The organism is Hahella sp. HNIBRBA332 (genome assembly GCF_030719035.1).
GTDB lineage: Bacteria > Pseudomonadota > Gammaproteobacteria > Pseudomonadales > Oleiphilaceae > Hahella.
Genome location: NZ_CP132203.1, coordinates 1,218,181 through 1,236,392, shown reverse-complemented (window position 1 = coordinate 1,236,392; position 18,212 = coordinate 1,218,181). Strand labels below are relative to the sequence as shown.

General features: G+C 52.1%; 23 protein-coding genes. 5 read left to right on the top strand and 18 right to left on the bottom strand.

The genetic code is table 11. The annotated features are described in order from the left end of the window. Position 1: 1 nt before the first annotated feature. Both O5O45_RS05885 and O5O45_RS05880 read right to left on the bottom strand, forming a co-directional pair. Positions 2–1,492, bottom strand: a complete 1,491-nt coding sequence (locus tag O5O45_RS05885) for a capsule assembly Wzi family protein (protein ID WP_305904318.1) — start codon at positions 1,490–1,492, stop codon at positions 2–4. Between the two features lie 224 nt (positions 1,493–1,716). Continuing rightward, entirely contained in the window at positions 1,717–2,064 is a 348-nt protein-coding gene (locus O5O45_RS05880; RefSeq protein WP_305904317.1) for a histone-like nucleoid-structuring protein, MvaT/MvaU family, read from the bottom strand. 225 nt (positions 2,065–2,289) lie between these two features. Here O5O45_RS05880 and O5O45_RS05875 point away from each other — a divergent pair, with 225 nt between their 5' ends. Next, on the top strand, positions 2,290–2,595 hold the full coding sequence (locus O5O45_RS05875; RefSeq protein ID WP_305904316.1) for a ComEA family DNA-binding protein: 306 nt from the start codon (positions 2,290–2,292) through the stop codon (positions 2,593–2,595). 100 nt (positions 2,596–2,695) lie between these two features. Here the strand turns inward: O5O45_RS05875 and O5O45_RS05870 are convergent, their stop codons facing one another. The 4 genes from O5O45_RS05870 to O5O45_RS05855 form a co-directional block, all read right to left on the bottom strand. Then, a complete protein-coding gene (locus tag O5O45_RS05870) occupies positions 2,696–3,865 on the bottom strand; it encodes a DUF3103 domain-containing protein (protein WP_305904315.1) in 1,170 nt (389 codons plus the stop codon). A gap of 484 nt (positions 3,866–4,349) precedes the next feature. Beyond that, positions 4,350–4,934: an ATP-dependent Clp protease proteolytic subunit gene (locus O5O45_RS05865; protein ID WP_305904314.1), complete on the bottom strand. Its 585-nt coding sequence runs from the start codon at positions 4,932–4,934 to the stop codon at positions 4,350–4,352. Between the two features lie 139 nt (positions 4,935–5,073). Then, entirely contained in the window at positions 5,074–5,589 is a 516-nt protein-coding gene (locus O5O45_RS05860) for a DUF1993 domain-containing protein (protein ID WP_305904313.1), read from the bottom strand. Positions 5,590–5,703: 114 nt separating this feature from the next. Beyond that, positions 5,704–7,695 (bottom strand): diguanylate cyclase domain-containing protein, encoded by a 1,992-nt coding sequence (locus O5O45_RS05855; protein ID WP_305904312.1) that lies wholly within the window; start codon positions 7,693–7,695, stop codon positions 5,704–5,706. A gap of 277 nt (positions 7,696–7,972) precedes the next feature. On the opposite strand from O5O45_RS05855, the gene O5O45_RS05850 reads away from it, so the two are divergent. Further along, positions 7,973–8,473 (top strand): hypothetical protein, encoded by a 501-nt coding sequence (locus O5O45_RS05850; protein WP_305904311.1) that lies wholly within the window; start codon positions 7,973–7,975, stop codon positions 8,471–8,473. Positions 8,474–8,482: 9 nt separating this feature from the next. Here the strand turns inward: O5O45_RS05850 and O5O45_RS05845 are convergent, their stop codons facing one another. Then, the gene (locus tag O5O45_RS05845; RefSeq protein WP_305904310.1) at positions 8,483–8,806 is read right to left on the bottom strand and encodes a hypothetical protein; all 324 of its coding nucleotides are present in this window, start codon (positions 8,804–8,806) and stop codon (positions 8,483–8,485) included. 505 nt (positions 8,807–9,311) lie between these two features. Beyond that, entirely contained in the window at positions 9,312–9,554 is a 243-nt protein-coding gene (locus tag O5O45_RS05840; RefSeq protein WP_305904309.1) for a hypothetical protein, read from the bottom strand. A gap of 216 nt (positions 9,555–9,770) precedes the next feature. Between O5O45_RS05840 and O5O45_RS05835 the strand changes: the two genes are divergently transcribed. Next, positions 9,771–10,688, top strand: a complete 918-nt coding sequence (locus tag O5O45_RS05835; RefSeq protein ID WP_305904308.1) for a bZIP transcription factor — start codon at positions 9,771–9,773, stop codon at positions 10,686–10,688. A gap of 6 nt (positions 10,689–10,694) precedes the next feature. Here the strand turns inward: O5O45_RS05835 and O5O45_RS05830 are convergent, their stop codons facing one another. Continuing rightward, on the bottom strand, positions 10,695–11,090 hold the full coding sequence (locus O5O45_RS05830; protein WP_305904307.1) for a hypothetical protein: 396 nt from the start codon (positions 11,088–11,090) through the stop codon (positions 10,695–10,697). Between the two features lie 50 nt (positions 11,091–11,140). Between O5O45_RS05830 and O5O45_RS05825 the strand changes: the two genes are divergently transcribed. Further along, positions 11,141–11,521, top strand: a complete 381-nt coding sequence (locus O5O45_RS05825; RefSeq protein ID WP_305904306.1) for a VOC family protein — start codon at positions 11,141–11,143, stop codon at positions 11,519–11,521. Positions 11,522–11,545: 24 nt separating this feature from the next. On the opposite strand, the gene O5O45_RS05820 is transcribed toward O5O45_RS05825, so the two are convergent. After that, positions 11,546–13,411 carry a hypothetical protein gene (locus O5O45_RS05820; protein WP_305904305.1) on the bottom strand — a complete coding sequence of 622 codons (1,866 nt, stop codon included), beginning with the start codon at positions 13,409–13,411 and terminating at the stop codon, positions 11,546–11,548. Between the two features lie 117 nt (positions 13,412–13,528). Here O5O45_RS05820 and O5O45_RS05815 point away from each other — a divergent pair, with 117 nt between their 5' ends. Continuing rightward, positions 13,529–13,879: a hypothetical protein gene (locus tag O5O45_RS05815; protein ID WP_305904304.1), complete on the top strand. Its 351-nt coding sequence runs from the start codon at positions 13,529–13,531 to the stop codon at positions 13,877–13,879. A gap of 291 nt (positions 13,880–14,170) precedes the next feature. Here O5O45_RS05815 and O5O45_RS05810 read toward each other — a convergent pair whose 3' ends face one another. The 8 genes from O5O45_RS05810 to O5O45_RS05775 are packed head-to-tail and all read right to left on the bottom strand — an operon-like array spanning position 14,171 to position 18,209. Next, positions 14,171–14,536, bottom strand: a complete 366-nt coding sequence (locus O5O45_RS05810) for a hypothetical protein (protein WP_305904303.1) — start codon at positions 14,534–14,536, stop codon at positions 14,171–14,173. 13 nt (positions 14,537–14,549) lie between these two features. Continuing rightward, positions 14,550–14,966 (bottom strand): phage tail protein, encoded by a 417-nt coding sequence (locus O5O45_RS05805; protein ID WP_305904302.1) that lies wholly within the window; start codon positions 14,964–14,966, stop codon positions 14,550–14,552. Between the two features lie 2 nt (positions 14,967–14,968). Further along, positions 14,969–15,343, bottom strand: coding sequence for a DUF3168 domain-containing protein (locus O5O45_RS05800; RefSeq protein ID WP_305904301.1), 375 nt, complete (start codon positions 15,341–15,343; stop codon positions 14,969–14,971). After that, on the bottom strand, positions 15,340–15,840 hold the full coding sequence (locus tag O5O45_RS05795; RefSeq protein WP_305904300.1) for an HK97-gp10 family putative phage morphogenesis protein: 501 nt from the start codon (positions 15,838–15,840) through the stop codon (positions 15,340–15,342). Before O5O45_RS05795 ends, O5O45_RS05800 begins: the two co-directional genes overlap by 4 nt. Beyond that, complete coding sequence (locus O5O45_RS05790) at positions 15,837–16,175, bottom strand: phage head closure protein (RefSeq protein ID WP_305904299.1); 339 nt, start codon at positions 16,173–16,175, stop codon at positions 15,837–15,839. Before O5O45_RS05790 ends, O5O45_RS05795 begins: the two co-directional genes overlap by 4 nt. Continuing rightward, the gene (locus O5O45_RS05785; protein WP_305904298.1) at positions 16,172–16,453 is read right to left on the bottom strand and encodes a head-tail connector protein; all 282 of its coding nucleotides are present in this window, start codon (positions 16,451–16,453) and stop codon (positions 16,172–16,174) included. The genes O5O45_RS05790 and O5O45_RS05785 overlap by 4 nt, the downstream gene beginning before the upstream one ends. Beyond that, the gene (locus O5O45_RS05780; protein ID WP_305904297.1) at positions 16,453–17,646 is read right to left on the bottom strand and encodes a phage major capsid protein; all 1,194 of its coding nucleotides are present in this window, start codon (positions 17,644–17,646) and stop codon (positions 16,453–16,455) included. The genes O5O45_RS05785 and O5O45_RS05780 overlap by 1 nt, the downstream gene beginning before the upstream one ends. A gap of 5 nt (positions 17,647–17,651) precedes the next feature. Beyond that, complete coding sequence (locus O5O45_RS05775) at positions 17,652–18,209, bottom strand: HK97 family phage prohead protease (protein WP_305904296.1); 558 nt, start codon at positions 18,207–18,209, stop codon at positions 17,652–17,654. Positions 18,210–18,212: the final 3 nt, after the last annotated feature.

Sequence of the window (18,212 nt, the reverse complement as noted above, 5' to 3'; positions counted from 1 at the left end):
ATTAAAATCTATATGTCCCTTCAAGTCGGAATTGAAAGTCACCGCTAGTGGCGTAATCATTGATCAACTCTTTGGAGAAATAATTACACCCGATTTCATATCGTAAACCTCCCCATTCGCTCTGATATGCCAGCTTTGCTTCCCACAGCGACTCTTCATAAAACTCCCCGCTAGGCGTAGGGGCTATACGCGCGCTATCAATGTTGGCGCGCACCTTTGAAAGAGCGCCCGTTATCACAGTAGAGTTCGGGGAAATTAAACGCATTCCAATGGAGTATATTTCGGCGTCATTTTCCACCGAAGCTCCGATAGAGCGCCCGTGATATCTGTAGCCTGTCAGGTAAACTTGATGGTTATATGCAACATTAGAAGAAAGTGATCCAAAAACACCTCCCGCCGAGGTGGTCGCTGCTTCGAGAAAAAAGCCATAGTCCCATTCATTAAGGCTAAATGAACTCTCAAGCCCGCCGAGCCATAACCTTTTAGACGGCAGCCCTCCCGCTTCATCTTCTCCCACTATTTGCAAATATAAGGCGGAGGGGAATGAAGCGACATCAAAGGAAAAACGCAGGTCTACACCCGCCAACTGATTGCCTGGCTCGTTCGCTGCGACAATCCCTCCATCTCCAATGTTGTCTCTCCCTAACAACATATCAACCAAGCTGGAAATTGACTGAGGGCGTCCGTCCCCTCCCCACTGCGCAACCCGATATAATCCAAACTCCAGACTTTGCAGTGGTCTGAAAGAGAATCGAGCGCCTAGTAGTTTGGCATCAGGGACAGCGCGCTCGCTCTCCAACTGACCGCCAAACATTTCAAAACTCCACGGCCCTATCCAAGAAAGCCAGCGTGTTTCAAAAGAGGTGTCGGCATTTCGTCGAAGGAAAACCCCCGGAACTGGCCTGGCGTTATTGGAAAGAATAAGACTGGATTGCCAGCCAGGTCCCCACCAGCGGTCAATTGCGCCGATGCCAAAAACCCAGTTTCCGAAGATACCAGCTAAATAAGATCCGTCTGCTCTGGCTGTTGGTGTATCGTCATAGTCTCCATTGACTCCACCAACACGGATCCCAGCAGCCAAAAAGCTGCCAAGGAATTCCGCTTGAAGCCATGCTTCATCTTTCTCCGTATAGCTATCGCCAAAGCCTTTTAAGAAAGGAGAGCGATTGGAAGCATAGAACTGCGCCTCAAAATGAGCGCTCTGAGTTTTATAGCGGCGTAATTCAAATTGAACATAATCGAATGCAGTGCGAATACGGTCGGAAAGAAGTTCTGCGCGGTCGATAAGCATCAATTCTCTATCAATGCTGGACCAGGAGATGGGCCACGCCATTACATTCAGGTTTGCATACCCTGAATCGACTAAAAGCTGCAGGCTGTGGCGAAGACGGATATCGTCAGAATCCGCCCATGGCGAGCCATGCGCATTAAGTGACCAGACCAGGAGCAAGGCAAGTACAGACTTCCTCCCCGGAATTAGTGATTCCTTCACCCTTATTACCGATTATTGTAGTTGTCTGATACCACTCTGATTAGGAGAGCTGGCGTTATTATAATTAGATACAGCTATTTAAAAGGATTATAGGAGAGATGTTTTGGAATGTGTAGGAAGCGAGGAAAATTAATTTTTGAGCATTATTTAACCAAATCAATGCATTAGGTGACTGATTTTGGTGCGCGCCACCTGCAATAAGCACTGCAGGTGGCGCCAAAAGCTTAGCTGATCCAGCTGTCGACGGTTTCTTTACCGTATTTACCGCGCCACTCGTTCAGCACTTTATGGTTGCCGCCGCGGGTTTTAACAACTTCGCCAGTATGCGGGTTTTTGTATACTTTCAAAGGACGAACGCCGCGACGTTTATCTGTCGCACTGGGTTTTTCGTCTTTATGCCACATACGAACGACATCTTCTTTGGATACCCCGTATTTATCCATTAAGTCTTGCAGTTTCTTTTGAAACTCTAGCGTTTTCTTAACGCTCTCATCGCTCTCTAACGCTTCGATTTTCTTTTTGAGATTTTCGTAGGCAGCTTTTGCTTCAATATAAGCAGATAGTTTATTCATTTATAGCTCCGGGGTTATTCGCTTGGGTTTACAATCATCACATAACAATGTAATTAAAAATAAATAAATATCAAGAGGCATATGGAGCATTTCTTACAGCCGTACGTTATTTCTTACGAAAAATTCAGAATAAAGCGTAAAGCTTTTTTATGCGCATTGAGCATAATAGCGCCACCACCGGGATCGGTGGATATTAAATCAAATACTTCAATGGAGTGATTTCACATGCAAAAACTGCTATCAGTTATTTTCTTCGCTTTTACCCTCGCCTTCGCTAATGTTTCATTCGCTACGGACGCTGCGCCACAACAAGCACAACCGGCCGCGCAACAGAATGTGGTGAATATTAATACGGCGGACGCCGAAGCATTAGCAAAAGCACTCAATGGCGTCGGTCTTAAGAAAGCCGAAGCCATTATAGAGTTTCGCACCACCAACGGCCCCTTCAAAGATATTTCCGAGTTGGCGCTGGTTAAAGGTATTGGTGAGAAAACCGTGGAGAAGAACCGTAGCTTGATTGTGCTGGAATAATATTGAGGCATGCGAAAGGCCCCTCCGAGAACAGTATATTACTGTCTCGGAGGGGCCTTCTTTATTTAGCAGACGCGTCGTCGCGCCTGTTTATTTACCGTTATTTAATTCCATTCAACGTGTAGGGTCTCATGGTCGTCATCGCATTACTTGATACACCCATGTGATTTCCATAATGCATACTCTTTTCCAAGGTATAGAAAGAGTCCAAATAGTCGTCGTCGTTGCTGAACCAATGCTCTGGCATTAGCTCGACAATTCCACTACCTAAAGCCACCAATGCTCCAATCTCAGGCTGCCCCAACGCCGACAGCACTTCTGCCGCGGTTGTCAGAAGTTTCTGCGCCAACGTTTGATAGTTGGTGTTATCGTCATGCTCCATCAGAATGATATTCGCTGCGCCCCAACGATACCTATCCCAATACACGACAACCTGGTTGGGGTAATAGGTTTTGCCGTCTTCATCCAGATATGGCATATCTACAATATCCAGTGCCGGCTCATCCCTGCTGGGATCAACGCCCGTCACAATCGCATACACTTCCGCATTGCCGGAAATCCAAGGCTCCTCATCATCTTCCAGACGAATGCTGTCCAGTATGGTTACATCGATGCTATCCGACTGAGCCTTATTTATCTGAATGGATTTAGATGCGGAGCGAGAAAAAACCTCGCGCATTTGCGCCAGGCCAAGCTGCATATCTTTTTTCGCATTGAGGTCAACAACCACCACTGGCTGCTCCGGCATATTCCAAACATCCAGCAAGTGCAAACCGCCATAGCTGTCATAGGCTTCGATATACTGCCAGGAAGATTCATCTCCATCCGGCTCATAGGCATAGAGCGGCTCCATCCCCTCCTGCAACTGCGACATCATCTGCGGAGCGGCTATACGCAACTCAAGCAGTGTTTCCCCTTTTGTACGTACGCCTTTCTTGCTCAGAATGCTTCTTTCTGCGCTTTGCGCCTGAGTAACAAAAGAACTGGATAGACCTTTTACTTCCTTCAGTACATTGGCGATTGAAACGCTACCATTATTTTCCTTTAATTGCCGCACAAGGTCCGCAGGATTAATTGCCCGGGCGGCGGCGCTGGCCATCATACGTTTTTCATTAGCGAGTTTGATAAATCCAGGCGGGGTGAACTTAGAATGAATAGCAGGAACGTTTGATGGCGAGCTATTACTAGTGGCTGTTTCAGCCGCCGTTATACTGGACATGAAACTGCACGCCAACAAAGTTACGAGTCCCAAAGCAGTATTTTTCCTCATACTGAATTCCTTATTATTTCCTTATTAATAGAACCCTGATACTGGCCTATCCCTCTACTACAAGCGCTGGAAAAATGGAAAAGAGCGAATAGCCCCCATCAGGAGTTACTGCCGGAGAACGCACTGGATTTTGATAACGACTTTATATGCATGAGAGGTCCGCCGGTCATTTGAGAATACAACATGTTTTTCAAAAAGTTTCTCGATGATTTAATTTTTTTAATATTTTTGAGAAGAATGTTGCAACTTTCAGTTTTATCGGCTGAATAGGATAGTGACGAGGCCGATGTTTTTTCTTATGCTCCAAGGCCAAATGACTCAAGAAATCTCTTTAGTATCAGCAGGCTGCGGCAAAAATAGAGATAGGTTGTTATCTATCATTTATTCCAGAAGCATATACACGACATTGTCGGTTATATATATCGTTATGGGAAAATCATGAGCGCTTTAAATGGCGCTCATGAAGTGTGAGGGAATATTAAATCTACTGAAGATCTTTGTAGGACTCTACGACACGAGAGACAATGCCGTAGTCCATCGCTTCTTCTGGACTCATCCAAAAATCCCTTTCAATATCCACCAATACTTTCTCGAACGGTTTACCCGTCTGCCTGGCGACAACATGGGCGATACGCTCACGGGCTCTTAGAATTTCTTTCGCCTGAATCGCGATATCCGAAGCAGGGCCGCCAGCGCCACCGCCAGGTTGGTGAATCATAAAGCGCGTATTGGGCAAACAAACACGACGCTCTTTCTCCGCCGCCAGGTAGATATGCGTTCCCGCACTGGCGACCCACCCGGCTCCTACCGTAATGACCGGCGCGCGGATAAAGCGAATCATGTCGTGAATAGCGTCTCCCGACTCCACATGCCCGCCGGGAGAGGAAATCAGCACTCTGATAGGATCTTCCGAGTCTTCCGCCAAGGCTATCAAGCGCTGACAAGTCGCCTGCGCCATCTCATGATTAATATCGCCGAAAATAAACACAAAACGGGACTTGAACGAATACTGCTCTTCAATACGGTCAGCCTTACTCCCCTTTTCAGGTTCGCCGGACAACTTTTCCATGGATCGCTCTCCTTATATTGAATTTAGCTTGCGCACTGAACGCAACAGGTGATGAAGCCACCTCAGTATAGATCACCTCTTTCTGGTCGAAAGCAACCAAAAAAACAACCGAAGCGCAAAGGTCAATGCTCAGTGAAGCTCAAAATGCAAACCCTGCGGGATACTCATGAAAACCATCGAAGTCCCCCTTCCCGACTGGAACCCCACACTGTCGCAAAATTGCGTAGGCCATGCTGAGATGAAAGAAAAAGTTCGGCAATGCATATTGGGTAAGAAAAGTTTCGCCTCCCAATCGCAGCTCTTTGAACCCAGCTGTCGTCACAATTTCCCGTTCTGCAGCCTTTGTAAAATTACGCGCTGACAAGGCCTGCAAATAGCGCTCTGCTTCTTTAATTTGACGGCGCAGATCTGCCACGGTGTCTTCATGAGACTCAATTTCTGGAATCTCCAGTCCAGCCAATGGATAACAGGTCCGCATAGAAAAACCGATTGCCGTGCGCGCTTGCTGCACAAGGGGAAACATACCTGGCGCAAGACTCGTTTGCAGTATCGCCTCCTGCTTGGACGCCGTCTCGGCATATGCCTCCAGGCGGTTCATCATGACGGACAAACGCTGCAAATAGCGTTCAAAGACGATGACGGATTGATCGTACATGCTACTCCTTAATCGATAGCCACATAAAATACTTAGCTTTGACGATCATTAAATACAGGACGCAAGTCGACGAGTAAATGTCTATGAGGGAAATGAAGGCGTTACAGCACCAAACTATTCTTCGGCGCCATGCAGATCGACGTAATACCGATACTGCCCAGGACCGTTTTTTTTGGCTTCATACATGGCTTCATCAGCGCAGGAGAGCAATTGAGACTCGCCCGTTACGTCATCTGGATAAACGGCAATCCCGATACTGGGAGATGTACGCACTTCGACGCCATCAAGTACATACGGGGCAGACAGGCTGTTGATAATACTTTCCGCAAGCCGCGTAACATCGGAAACGCCCTTGATATCCAAAAGCACCACCACAAACTCATCGCCCCCCAATCTGACGATCAAGTCCGACTCACGCACCACTTGACGTAATCGCCGCGTCACCTCCTGCAGCAGCGTATCGCCGATGTCATGTCCATGGTTATCATTGACGTCTTTGAAACGATCAAGATCCAAATACAGTGCAGCGACTTTCTTATGCTGCCGCCGCGCCACCGCCAGCTCCTGCGTAATAAAAGTAGAGAGAAAACGTCGGTTGGGCAGTCCTGTCAACGTATCGTGAGTCGCGAAGTATTCCGCCTGCCGCTGCGCGGTCATTTCGCTGATCAGTAACGCCACGCCGACGGCAGATGCTTTCTTCTCTTCAAATAAAGGCAGGCAGGAGGCTAAAAAGTGCCGCGTCTTACCTGCGCTGCTCTCCTTCATCGTCATCTCAATGCCAAGCTCGGGGGAGCCTGAAGCCAGCACTTTCAAAACCACTGGCTTTGTCCACTCCATCAGCTCGCTGGAGATTTCATTGATGTTGCGCCCCACCACCTGCGCATTATCCAACTCAAACCAATCCGCCAGACGGGTATTGATGCGCAGGCAGTTCAAGTCCTGCCCGATCATGGCGATGCCGACCGGTGAGCCTTCATACAACATTTGCAGCTCCGAATACTGACGCCGCAAGGTTTCCTCGCGATTACGCAGCTTTTCCAGCATATCCCGCAAAGCCGCCGCCAGTCCGCGAATTTCTCTGGGGGCGAATGACTCCGTGTAGGAAAGTTGGCTATCCGTGCGCTCAATCGCTTCGGCGGAAGCAGCCAGTTCCCGTAGAGGACGCGAAATACGCGCCGCCATCATCCAGCCAATCATCGCAAAAATGATAGTAATCGAGCCTCCCCACATCCATATTGCAGCGCTCAGCCGTCGAACCGGTCCGAGAGCCTGGGAGACTTCGCGCCGCGCAATCACTGTCCATCCAAGCCCGGAGTATTCCAGGAACCCCTTGGTCCCGGAAAAGCCTGTCAAATACTTCTGACCGTCCGGCCAAGTCATAATGTGGGTTTCGTTGCCTCTGAGCGAGTCAGGAAGCGTCACTTTCGTAAAAGGCGTATTTTCAGGCGCTAACAGGACATCGCCATCCTTTGAAAGCACCAGCAGTTCGATATCTTTGTTGCGCTGTTGCAGCAGGCTGGAAGCGGCTTCTTTAACCCAGTCCCAGTTAAGATGAGCGCCCATTACGCCAATTGGCGCGCCTTCCGGCCCCAAAATTGGCGCAGCGAAGTCCACGATACGCAGAGGTTGCGTCGGGTCGCCCTGTCGCGGATAACGATCGAGCAATTCGCTGTCTCTTACATCGCCAACATAAGGGGCGAGATGCCCTTCTTTCCACCAAGGCAAGCCAGAGACATCCGCTCCCTCCATCAGGCCGCCAGTAGCTCTGAGCACCACACCGTTAACATCAGTGAGCCCAATCCAGGCGTAATAGCCGTATGTTCGCTTAAGGGTTTCCAGAATATTGCGCTGCAGCTCCGCCTGGGAGCCATTGAGATTGCGGATCGTGGGGAGACTGGATACGTTGATCATGTCACTGAGCCTTTCGAACATTGCTCTGTCCAGCCGATCCGCCATTTGATAAGCGAGTTCCGAATACTGCTCCCCTAACTCATTACGCAACCGGCGAGAAGCTTCATAGTCAACGATCCCATTCACCAAGCTAGTGGTAATGAAGACTATTCCGGCAAGGGTAAGAGATAACAGGGTTCGAATACCCAGATTCATAGCGGCCGATTCCGATCGTAGTCTGAATACTAAGAGATAGATGATTTGATAAGGGGTTGCAACAACTCTGAAGGACTATGCGCCAGAGAGAGACGCATAGTATGCAGCGGAAACCTTGGCTGGACTGCAGATAATACTTCATGGCGAGCACCGCCTAACGCAGTACTTTATGCGCCACCACTTTGCAGGCCGCGTATCTTATACTCATAAATCAAAAGGTGACAAAAAATCCTTTTATGAAATGTAAAATCTGACATCCGCCACAGAGGTATCTTCCTTGGTTATCGTTCTCGCCATGCTATTGTTTCTAGGCTTCTTCCTGGCGGCGCCATTCTGGGTCTGGTTCCTGACCAAAAACGAGACTAAGGAGGGCCATTGGCTTTCAATTACATGCGATTACATTAAGAACAACCCACATCATCATGTGTCTTTGGTATTCTTTCCCATCAACTTTTCCCTCGGCGTAAACCTGCTTTGCAGCCAAGAACCAGCGGATTCACAGATAGAGTCAGGACTCCTATTTATCGGGATCGCGCTTTTTTTCATTGTAGCCAGAGAGCATTTATATCGCGCTCTTCTTGAACGCAGGAGGTTTGGGCTAGTTTCCATCGCCGCTTTTTTCACTCTGCTCGCACTGGCGTACTCAGCGGGCGCCGGCTGGATACATATCGTTTCTAGCGTTTTCTTCAGCGTCTTGATCATTTTAACTTGGACACCATACGCCCTAGTGATGGAAGCGACCTATGCATATAACCTGAAGAAAGACAAAGAGGGGTGAATAGCGTCGCTATGCCTCTCCATTCGAGGAAGAAATATCCGCCTTGATCGCCAAATAAAGTAACTTAACAAGCCCGCCAGCAAATATAGGCCCTACCGTCACAGCGATGACCATAGGGACAAGCATTCCCAGCGTCCCGTAATCTCTAACTTCTGTATCCATATACTCTCGGTACATAAATTCAACGCCCAGCATGAAAAGCAGTCCCCCAAGGACTAAAACCAAAGCGCCCAACCACTTCCATGAAGATATAAAAAACGGAGTGATAAAAGCGAGCACAATAAATAGACCTACGCACATCAATACCAATGTCATCTCCCAGTTGCTTTCCATATAAAGTTACAAGTCCGAATCGTGACATAAAGGCTACACAAGCCGCCACGATGCTCACTGCCTTAAAGCATCGGTCATGGTATACTGCCCCGCCAATTGACCAAATCAGGTCACCCAAGAGCAAAAGGCGCAACAACGACTTCAGTTCGCTGCATGCCACCCCATTTTTAGAAATGTAATAATGCCTGCAACTTCAGCAAACAACACAGACATGACGAGCAATGATGGACTTCGTCGGTTTTCCGTGGCCCCGATGATGGATTGGATAGCATATAAAATATATCCTTTTGTTTCAAAAGCTTAGGCCAGCCTGAAATCTCATGGTGCAAAAATGGTGCACCCACAAACCTTTCGCCAAGCTCAAAAAACACCCATCAAGTACGTACCTAGACTCGCCACACCAACAAGAACCGGCATTCTTGACAAAGCACTTGCACAGCTCGTTTAGCCTACACCATATGTCGAATTACCCTTGATTATATTTTTTATATCGTGAGTGACTCATTTAGATATAAAAAAGAAGCTTCCCTCTTACAATTTGTCGGGTTGGATTTTTTTGCGATGTGCCGGACAAAGTACGGGCGTTCAGCACGCCGTCATACACTACGCCAGACAAACCCGTTACCGGGCCGCTGGTCAGATACACCACGTCCTCGTTGGCGCGGTAGAACGACAGCTCAACGACATAGACAAGCGACACGCTCTCGCCGCTCCAGGCGGATACAAATTCGCTATTGCTCACTCTCATTAGGCTGGAACCTATCGGTAATAATTGAAGGGATTAAATAGAGGTCAAACAAACGATCAAGGCAGTGCACATGGGGGGAGGTAAAAACGACTGCACAGAAAATTCAGTAGCGCTACTGATTTTTAACCTGCGTAGATAATGCTTAAATCCAACATAGGAAATTATACGTACATAAGGATGACGTGATTCTCATTAACAGGTTTGGTGTTTATCTTTATGTTTCAGCAGTTTATAACCAACAACAATTTAACCCCCATCAGTAATTACGAGCGAGAAGCTGTAGAAAAAGAGAAAAAGAGGCTAGCGTCCGACGAATTTTCTGAGCTTGAGAAGAAAAATGCTGAGCTTGAGGCTAGAAACGCTGAGCTTGAGACTTCAAATAGAGAGCTTACAGGCCTACTAATGGACCAAATGCGCTCCAATAGCTCTCTGGGAAACGTTATCACATTATTCGAGAATTGTAGCCACGAAATCGACCCATTAAATATTGCAAGTCACATTCAAGAATCCCTAACTGTCTTTGATACAGAGTATTGCTTTCTGATTAATTGGCCTGAGCAATATTATATTTACTCGCATGACGGATACATCACTGATCTACAGGCAAAAATAATTACTCACCTGACACTTCAGAAAGATAGAATAATACGCTTTAACCACAAGACACTTATCAACTATCCGTACTTCTCATTGTGCTTAACATCGCTGGACGATAACAAGTTAGATGATTTAACCAGGTTATCTCAAGTGTGCGACTATATCATTGAAAACTTAGCAAAAAGCAGTCAAGAAAAGGTTGTCAAACGCCGCCTAAGCCAAAAAGCCTTATCCGACACTATTGAGCTATTAGACAATATCTTGGACCTAGAAACCGCCTGCAATAACTGTACAATAGACTGCTTCTCCGATTTTCGGTGGACCATACAAAGCTCTATTATTGGCATGGATTTGGCTCCGGAAGAGGAGAGCAGGATAACACACGTCCTAGAGCAACTTCTTGAGCAGTTCGAAGAAAGACAGGTTTCAAGCAGGACAATTGATAAGTATCTCCGCCGAGCAAAATGTACTTTGATGAACATTGATTCGGAGTCTTCTTCAGAACAGCTTGAATCGTTTATTGGAAGCAACATTTAAAATCTATTATTCAGTGATGCGAACTTTAAAGGTATACATTAAATAATCCGTCGTTCCATAGCGTTCCTCCTTCCAGGTAATCGGGTCCAGCATAGCGGGTTGTAGCGGGCTCGCTCGGTCGCCATGCAGGCTGACCATAAAGCTCTCGCCACCACTGACAGACCCTAAGAACTCCCGCATTTCCGCTATTTGTTCTGGCTGGTTCATGTACATGGTGGCGATGTCATAGGTCTGATCGATACGGTGCAGCAGCGTTTTCGATTTGCCGCTGAGCGCAGTGGTCGTCTGCGCCTCAATCTGCGGATCGAAGTCACAGCGCGTCAGTTTCACATCGATCCAGTAATTGCCCCCTGCGGCATGGCCGGGCGCGATAAAGCGTCTCGCGGTATACTCGATATACATTAATATCCTCAAACAGATGAATCACAACAAGTCATTGCAAGGAGCGTAAGATGGCCCCCAATAACGAACGCCCTTCCGTCAGTGTTGGGCATGTCACAATGGAAACAAATCAAATGGAAGCCTCCGCCCAGTTCATGCTTGCTATCGGTATGCGACCGATATTCAGGGGGGCTGACGTGTCTGTTTTCGAGTTACGCGGCGGCACCCATCTGATTTTGATGAATAAGGCGACAATCACTCCAGGCGACGCCTCGTTTGATCTCATGGTTGACGACCTTCTCGCCACACATGAATACTTCACATCGCTTGGATTTGCTCCCTCTCCTATTGAGGACCGCCCGAACATCGACCATCAGTTTTTTCAAGTGAAGGAGCCGGCAGGGCATAGCATTACCTTCTACTCTAGCCATGCATCCAAGCAGCCTGTATAGGTGTCTGCCCCCTTTCGGCGCTGCTCACAGCCCCCGTAACTGTTGCCCGTTGCGGCTGTTCGCTTCCACGATGACGATGTCTTTCTTGCTGACAATGTCCCGCAGGTGCGGCGCAATGGCGTCGGCGATCAGGTAGGGGTCGCCGTTGACGGATCCGTTAAACTGAAAAATGATCTGCGCGCCCTCGCCTTTCCCGCCGGCGGGTCCGCTGGGGATCGTGGGTTGTGGCGGCTGGTAGGTATTCGACGGCGCTCCGCCTCCGCCGGCGCTGACCGTTCCCCCGCCGCCAAACTTCTGCGATTTAAGCTTTTGGATCTGGACAGCCGTAGCAACCACAGACGTGGCGGCGAACGCCGCGCCCACTATCGGACCGCCGATCTGCGCGCCTTTGTTATAGGAATGCACCGCCGCTTCATAGCCAGAGACTATGGCGTTAGCGATGGCGGCCTTTTTGCCGATCTCGAATAGCTTCTTTGACTTGGTGTCCATGAGCGTTGAGAGGTTGCCCAGCATGCCAGTCATGACCGACACCCGCTCCTGATGCTCGGCCTCCGCCAGGGCCTTACGCCTGCCCTTCTCCCGCGCCTCGATCTCCGTCAGCGTGGCTTGATGCTGCGCGGACAGTTCCCCCAGCAACTCCATATGCTGGGCTTGGGTTAACAGGCTTTCGTCCAACGCCTCCTGCAGCATGTCCCGCCGACGCTGGTAGGACTCCCGTTCCGCCTCCTCTTCGGTCAGCAGGGCTTCACGGATGCTTTCGACGTTGCCGCGGATTTCGTTCTGACGCTGCAGCGCGGCGTTGGCCTCATCCTGCGCCGCCTTCACCCGCACCAAGTTATCCGCCACGGTGGCGGTCACGCCCTGGTAGTCCTGCAGGGTGACGACGCTTTGACCCAGGGTGACGTTGAACTTTTCCGTCTCCTGATCCGCCGCCGCCATCTGAGCAAAGATGTCGCCGGTGGTGCCGCGCAGGTTCTCCTGCATGCTGTATAGTTCGGCGTCGACCTCCGCCACGTCGTCGGAGAGCTTGCCCAGGTAGTAGGTCGCCACCCGGATAAACTCAATCACGCTGGCGCTGACCTCCAGCGCGCCGGCGGCGAGCAACCGCACCGCCTGCCCGCCCAGCTTCGCCGCCTCGGGCAGCACATCCCCCAGGAAGTGGGCGACTTGCTCGATGGTCGGCCCCAGCGCCACGGCCATGTTATTGGTCATGCCTGTCAGCGCCGCGTTCATTTTGATTATGGCGGCATTGGCGGCGGTGGCTTGAGTCGCAAAGCTTGTGCTGATGGTATTGCCGGTGCGGTCGGACTCTTCGCCCATGGCTCGTATGGCGGCGCTGCCGCCTTCCATGGTTTGCAGTAGGGCGACGCCTTCGGAGTCCAACAGCTTCATGGCGAGGCGGACCCGGTCCGACTTCGCCGGCACCTCCGCCAGAGCGTCCGCCAGCACTTCGAATTGCTGTTCTGGTCGCAGTTGCTGGAGCTTCTGCGCAGACAGTCCCAGCGCTTTGATCGCGCCTATGGCTTCGCCACTGCCGGCGGCGGCCTCAGCGATGCGTCGGGTCATGCGCTGCAGGCCGGTTTCCAGTGTACCGGCGGATACGCCCGACAATTCCGCCGCGTAGGCGAGACGGCTCAACCCTTCCACGCTCACGCCCAGGCGCACACTCAGGTCACCCAGGTGATTCGCCGCGTCCAGGCTGCCTTTGATAACCCCGCCAAACACACCCGCCGTGGCGATGGTGGCCAACGTCGTAAACATTTTGCCGGCATTGTTGGCCGCTGACGCCGTCCGCTCCAGATGGGTATTGACGCTCTTAAGCCCGTCCTCGATCTTGGCCGTCGCAAGGCGCAGATCGATGGACAACGCGCCAATCATTTCCTGACTCATAGCAAGCCTGTAATTGATTTAATTAAGGGGGAGAGGCCATTTGACAGGGGCCTGTTTTTTGGTACATTTATGCCGAAAAATAAACAGGAGAAATAAACCTTTAAGGGAGTAAACATCATGAACGATAGCAACCCGATGTATCTCCTCGGCCAACTCGCACGCGCTGTCTTCCCCGATGGAGATATACCCGACACCATCCTAACGCCTTTACTTACCAGACCCGCCACGGGCCTAGCGCTTCTCGCCCAAAGCCACGCAGAAAAGAGCGCCAACCAGGACGAAATCAACGCCATCATCAAGCGCCTTTCACCTGACCTTAAGAGCCCCAATGTCAGCATTAAGACTGAAGAGCAATCTCCGTTCTGGCGTGGCTTTTATTACTATTCAGATGCGTTAATAGACACGCGAAAACACGACGAAGACGACCTCGCCAAAGCGGGTATAACCCTTTATCGCGACCGCTGGTAGACCGACCCTGAACCATCTTAACGGGCGACGCATCGTCATCTGACTGATCCGTCGCCATCGATGACAGCCCTTATCCATCCTGCCAAGCATCGCCGAATAGGAGGTTTTTCAGTGCGTCCGCACGCTCCGCGCTACTCTGACGCTCACGTTCGAATTGCTCGGCGTAGGCGTCTAGGGATTCGTAAGCCATCCACTCGGCCAGTTCGGCGGAATCGATCTCTTGCAGTAGGGCTCTTACGGTTTTGCCGAGTTTGGCGGCGAGGTAGAAATAGAACCGGCGCTCGGGCCGGCTCAGGAGTTTTTTGCGGCGTCCTCCACTTCGCCTTGGGTCAGGCGATTGAGTCGGGCGGCGACATGATAAACGCGATCCAGGGCCGCGCAGGATTTCGCGCCCAAGGCTTTAACGTCGCTCTCGCTGAACAAGCGCTCGCCGTTGTCGTCCACCAAGCAGACCGCCACCAGCTTGGCGCGAATGTTGGTCAGGTCCCGTTGCGCCGTTCCATCTGGGGCCAGTCGAATCAGCGAGCCCTCGTAATCGTCGCGGGCGGCGCCGCTCATCAGGGCGACCCGCACGGTCCCGCCCCACTCCGGCACGTCTACGTCTACGCATTCGATATCTTGCGCCGCCAGGATCTGGGCTTTGTTTAAATAACTCATAAAAGTTCCTCGTTTAGGGTTTCGCGAAAGTGGGTTTACCGGTGATGCGCAGCGCGGCGGAGCCTTCCACCATGCCGCTGATCCCGCCGGAAAGGCTGGTTGCGTTCTTCACGTATGCCCTGAATGTGACGGTGGTTAAATCTGGAAAAGTAATCTTGACGGTCTTCAGCGCTCCAGATAGCTCGGCGGCGCGGATCTCGTTTTGGCCGGGGTCGCTGTAGTTAATAAACCAGTCCAGGCTAAAGCTCCCCCAGTCGCGCTTGCCGAGAAAGAACTCGGACGCCTCGCTGGATAAGTCCGTGTTGTCGATTTCGGGGCGTTCGCCGTCAAAACCGGAAAAAGATTTAACTCCGGTCACCTCAATGTCGGGCGTGCCGGCGGTGGTACTGTCGATTTCAATTTTGGTTCCGTCTGCAGGCATTTTCGCCATGCTCAGTCCTCGTAAAAGGTGAATGAATAATCCAGCATCAGCCGGTGGAGCTGGGCCGCGTCGTCGTACTCGTAAGTTTTGCCGTTGCGCACGGCGATTAAGTCTTGGCCGCGTGGGGCCAGCGCTTTGATCACCGCCTCCGCCAACTGGTCCGCCTGCTTGAGCGTTGAAGCCCAGGCGTCTATCTGCGCCCGTTCGCGGCGGCTGTTATCCTCTCCGCCCAGGTCGTTGACGGGATCGTCGCCGACATACAGCAGGGACAGCGCCGGCGTTGATGCGTTGGGCGGTAGAAAACGTCCATGAATCGCGGACGGCGGAATCAGCGCCCTGACCTGATCCGACTTGCGCAGACGCTTCAGCAATCGCGGGATAATCATCGGCGCGCCCTCGCTTGAATAATGGAGCGCCACATGCGTTTGCCGGCGGCTTTGACCGCCGCATCCTTGGCGCGCAGAAACGCCGGGCGCAGAAAAGGACGCGGGGCAATGCCAGGATGGTTAACGCCGGACACCACCTGCGAGCCGATACGCAGACGCTTTTTGTTTTTGCGCTTGTTTCTCCCCCGCCCAGTGGTCGGGTTGGGAATGGCGTGCGGCGCCGCGCCGAACTCGATAAAGCGGGCGTAATAGGCTTTGGGATGCACGCCTACGCGACCGGTGAAACCGCGACCGCTGCGATCCCTGCGAAGCTTGTAACGGATGTGCTTACGCAGGTGGCCGCTTTTCACGGGCGCGCCTTGGCGGATCTCTTTCCTAAACGTCTTGGCCGCCTCAGTCAGTCCGTCACGCGCCGCCTTGTTGGCCGCCTGCTTGCCGAGTTGTTGTAAGGCCTGATGCAGCTCGCGCAAACCGCTGATCTTGACGCCGCTGCTCATACTGCCGACCCCACGTCCGCACACATCAGCACCCATTCTTTATTCATCTCGTTGGTATTGATGGCGGAATGGATGTCGTAGACGCGGCCTTGATAGATCACTCGGTGATCCTGCGACGTGAGCCCAGCCAGCCCCGGCTCCCAGCGCAGCACAATACGGGTGGTCAGCTCGGCGCGGGGGCCGCTGGCGGCCAGAAACTCGCGACCGGACAGCGGCTCCACGCCCGCCCAACGCGTAGCGACATCTCGCCAGCCTTGCACGGTTTCGCCGTATTCATCCTGAGTCGTGTCATTAACCTGAATCGTCACCCTCCGCCGTAACCGTCCCGCTCTCATAGCCGCCGAATCCGCAGCAGGTCCAGCAGCGCTTTGGAGCACAACGGAACCTGTGAGACCGTCGCCGCCGTCTGGTCCTCCCGTTGCTCGTACAGGGTGGCGATGATCATTTTTATGGCGTGCTTGGCCAGCTCTGGCACATCTTCATTGAATGAGAGACCGGAATACTCCTGCGCCAGATTGCCCGCCACCGCAATCAGGGTCTCGATGTAGCCGTCTTCCTCGTCATGCTCCACCCGCAGATGCTGCTTGGCTTCCTCTAAGGTGATGGGGGCCATTACGCCCCCTTACTCAATGTCAGCACTTTGATGGCGTTGGAGTCGACCAACATGCCGCCCACCCGCTTGGTGGTGTAAAAGTGGACGAAGGGTTTATGCGTGTAAGGGTCGCGCAGCATGCGCGCGCCGATGCGGTCCACAATCGAATAGCCGCGCATGAAGTCGCCGAACAAGATGGCGTTAGCATCCGCCGCCACTTCCGGCATGTCCTCGTTTTCCTCGATGCCGTAGCCCAACAGCAACGAAGGCTGACCCGCCTCGATGCCGGGACGCCACATGTAGTTACCGTCCGCGTCCTTGAACTTGCGCACCTTCTCCACCGTGGTTCCGGTCATCATCCAGCTGGCGTTGCGGCGAAACGCTTTCTTGAGACGGTAGATCACGCTTAGCAGGTTATCCGCGGTGAAGTCGCCCGCCTTGCCGCTGATCACTCGTTGCAGCTTGCCGAACTCGCGGGAGGCGTCCGGGGCGGTGTCCATGGCGTAAGCCAGGATGCCTTTCGGTTTGCCCACGCCATCGCCATTTAGAAAGGCGTCGGCTTCACGGTCGACGAACTCTTGCGCCACCTCGTCGGCGATCCACTGCTCGACGTTGAAATACACATCGTCCAGCGCCTTTTGGGTCGTGGCCGGGTTGGCGTAGATCTCCCCCATGAAGGCTTCAATCTGCGCCAGCTTGGGTGTGTTGGTTTCCGGGCGGGCGTCGGTCTCGCCCACCCAGCCGGAACCGGCGCCGCCCAGATTAACGAGACGCTTGTAGCCATCCGTGGACACCTGGATATTTCGGCACAGCGCCCGCATGGGAGACAGCTCGCGCTCTAATTCCAAAATCTGACGGTCCAGCTCTTCCGGCACGCCAAAGCCGCCGTCCTGATTCGCGCCCAGGTTGACGGCCTTGGCTTCAATGCCGGCGGCGTTGTTCTTGCGCATCCACTGGTCGATAAAGTGTTTGCGGTATTCCGCATCCCCTTCCACCGTTCCGGGGCGGTTCTGCTTTTTATAAAGGCCGTCCAGCTCCTTTTTCAGGGCCTCCAGTTCGCTAAGCTGGGCGTTGAGCTTGTCGGTTTTTTCGGTGAGCTTGATTACCTCTGCGCGGGTGGCCTCCATAGAGGAGTCATTGGCTGATTTAAATTCCGTGAAGCGGCTAGACAGTTCTTCCGCTACGTCTTGGATGTCTTTTAATTCGACTGGCATCAGGGTTAGTTCCTTGTGGTGAATATATGTTTTAGGGATGAAATAGCGGCCAGGGCTTGTGCGTGCTCGGCGTTTCGTTGGCGGTGTTTGACTTGCGCAATGCGCGCCTCGTCATTGGCGGGAAAGGTCACCAGGGACACTTCCCACAAGTCGATTTCTTTGATTAAGAACGCCTCTTTGGCGCTGTCGTATTCCACGCCATGACTGGGGACGGAATACCCGATAGAGAGGCCGGAAATAGAGCCGGCTTTTAGGTGCCCGTAAGCGCGCCTGGCTAACGGGTCATCGTCAACCAGCAGACGCCCGGACAGCTTGAGGCCGTGCTCGTCTTCCTCCATGGCGGTATAGACGCCAATGGGTTCGTCCATGCGGTGCTGCCATAACAGCGCCGGCAGGCGGCCTTGTTGTTTCCAGCGATCCAAAGAGGCGTTAAACGCGCCCTTGACGACAATGTCGCTGTACGAGTCTTTAACCCCGAATACGGAGCCGTACCCCTCGAACTCACCGGTGTCGGACAGGGACTTGATCTTTAATGGGATATCCAGTTTTTGCTTGGTGTGCATGCG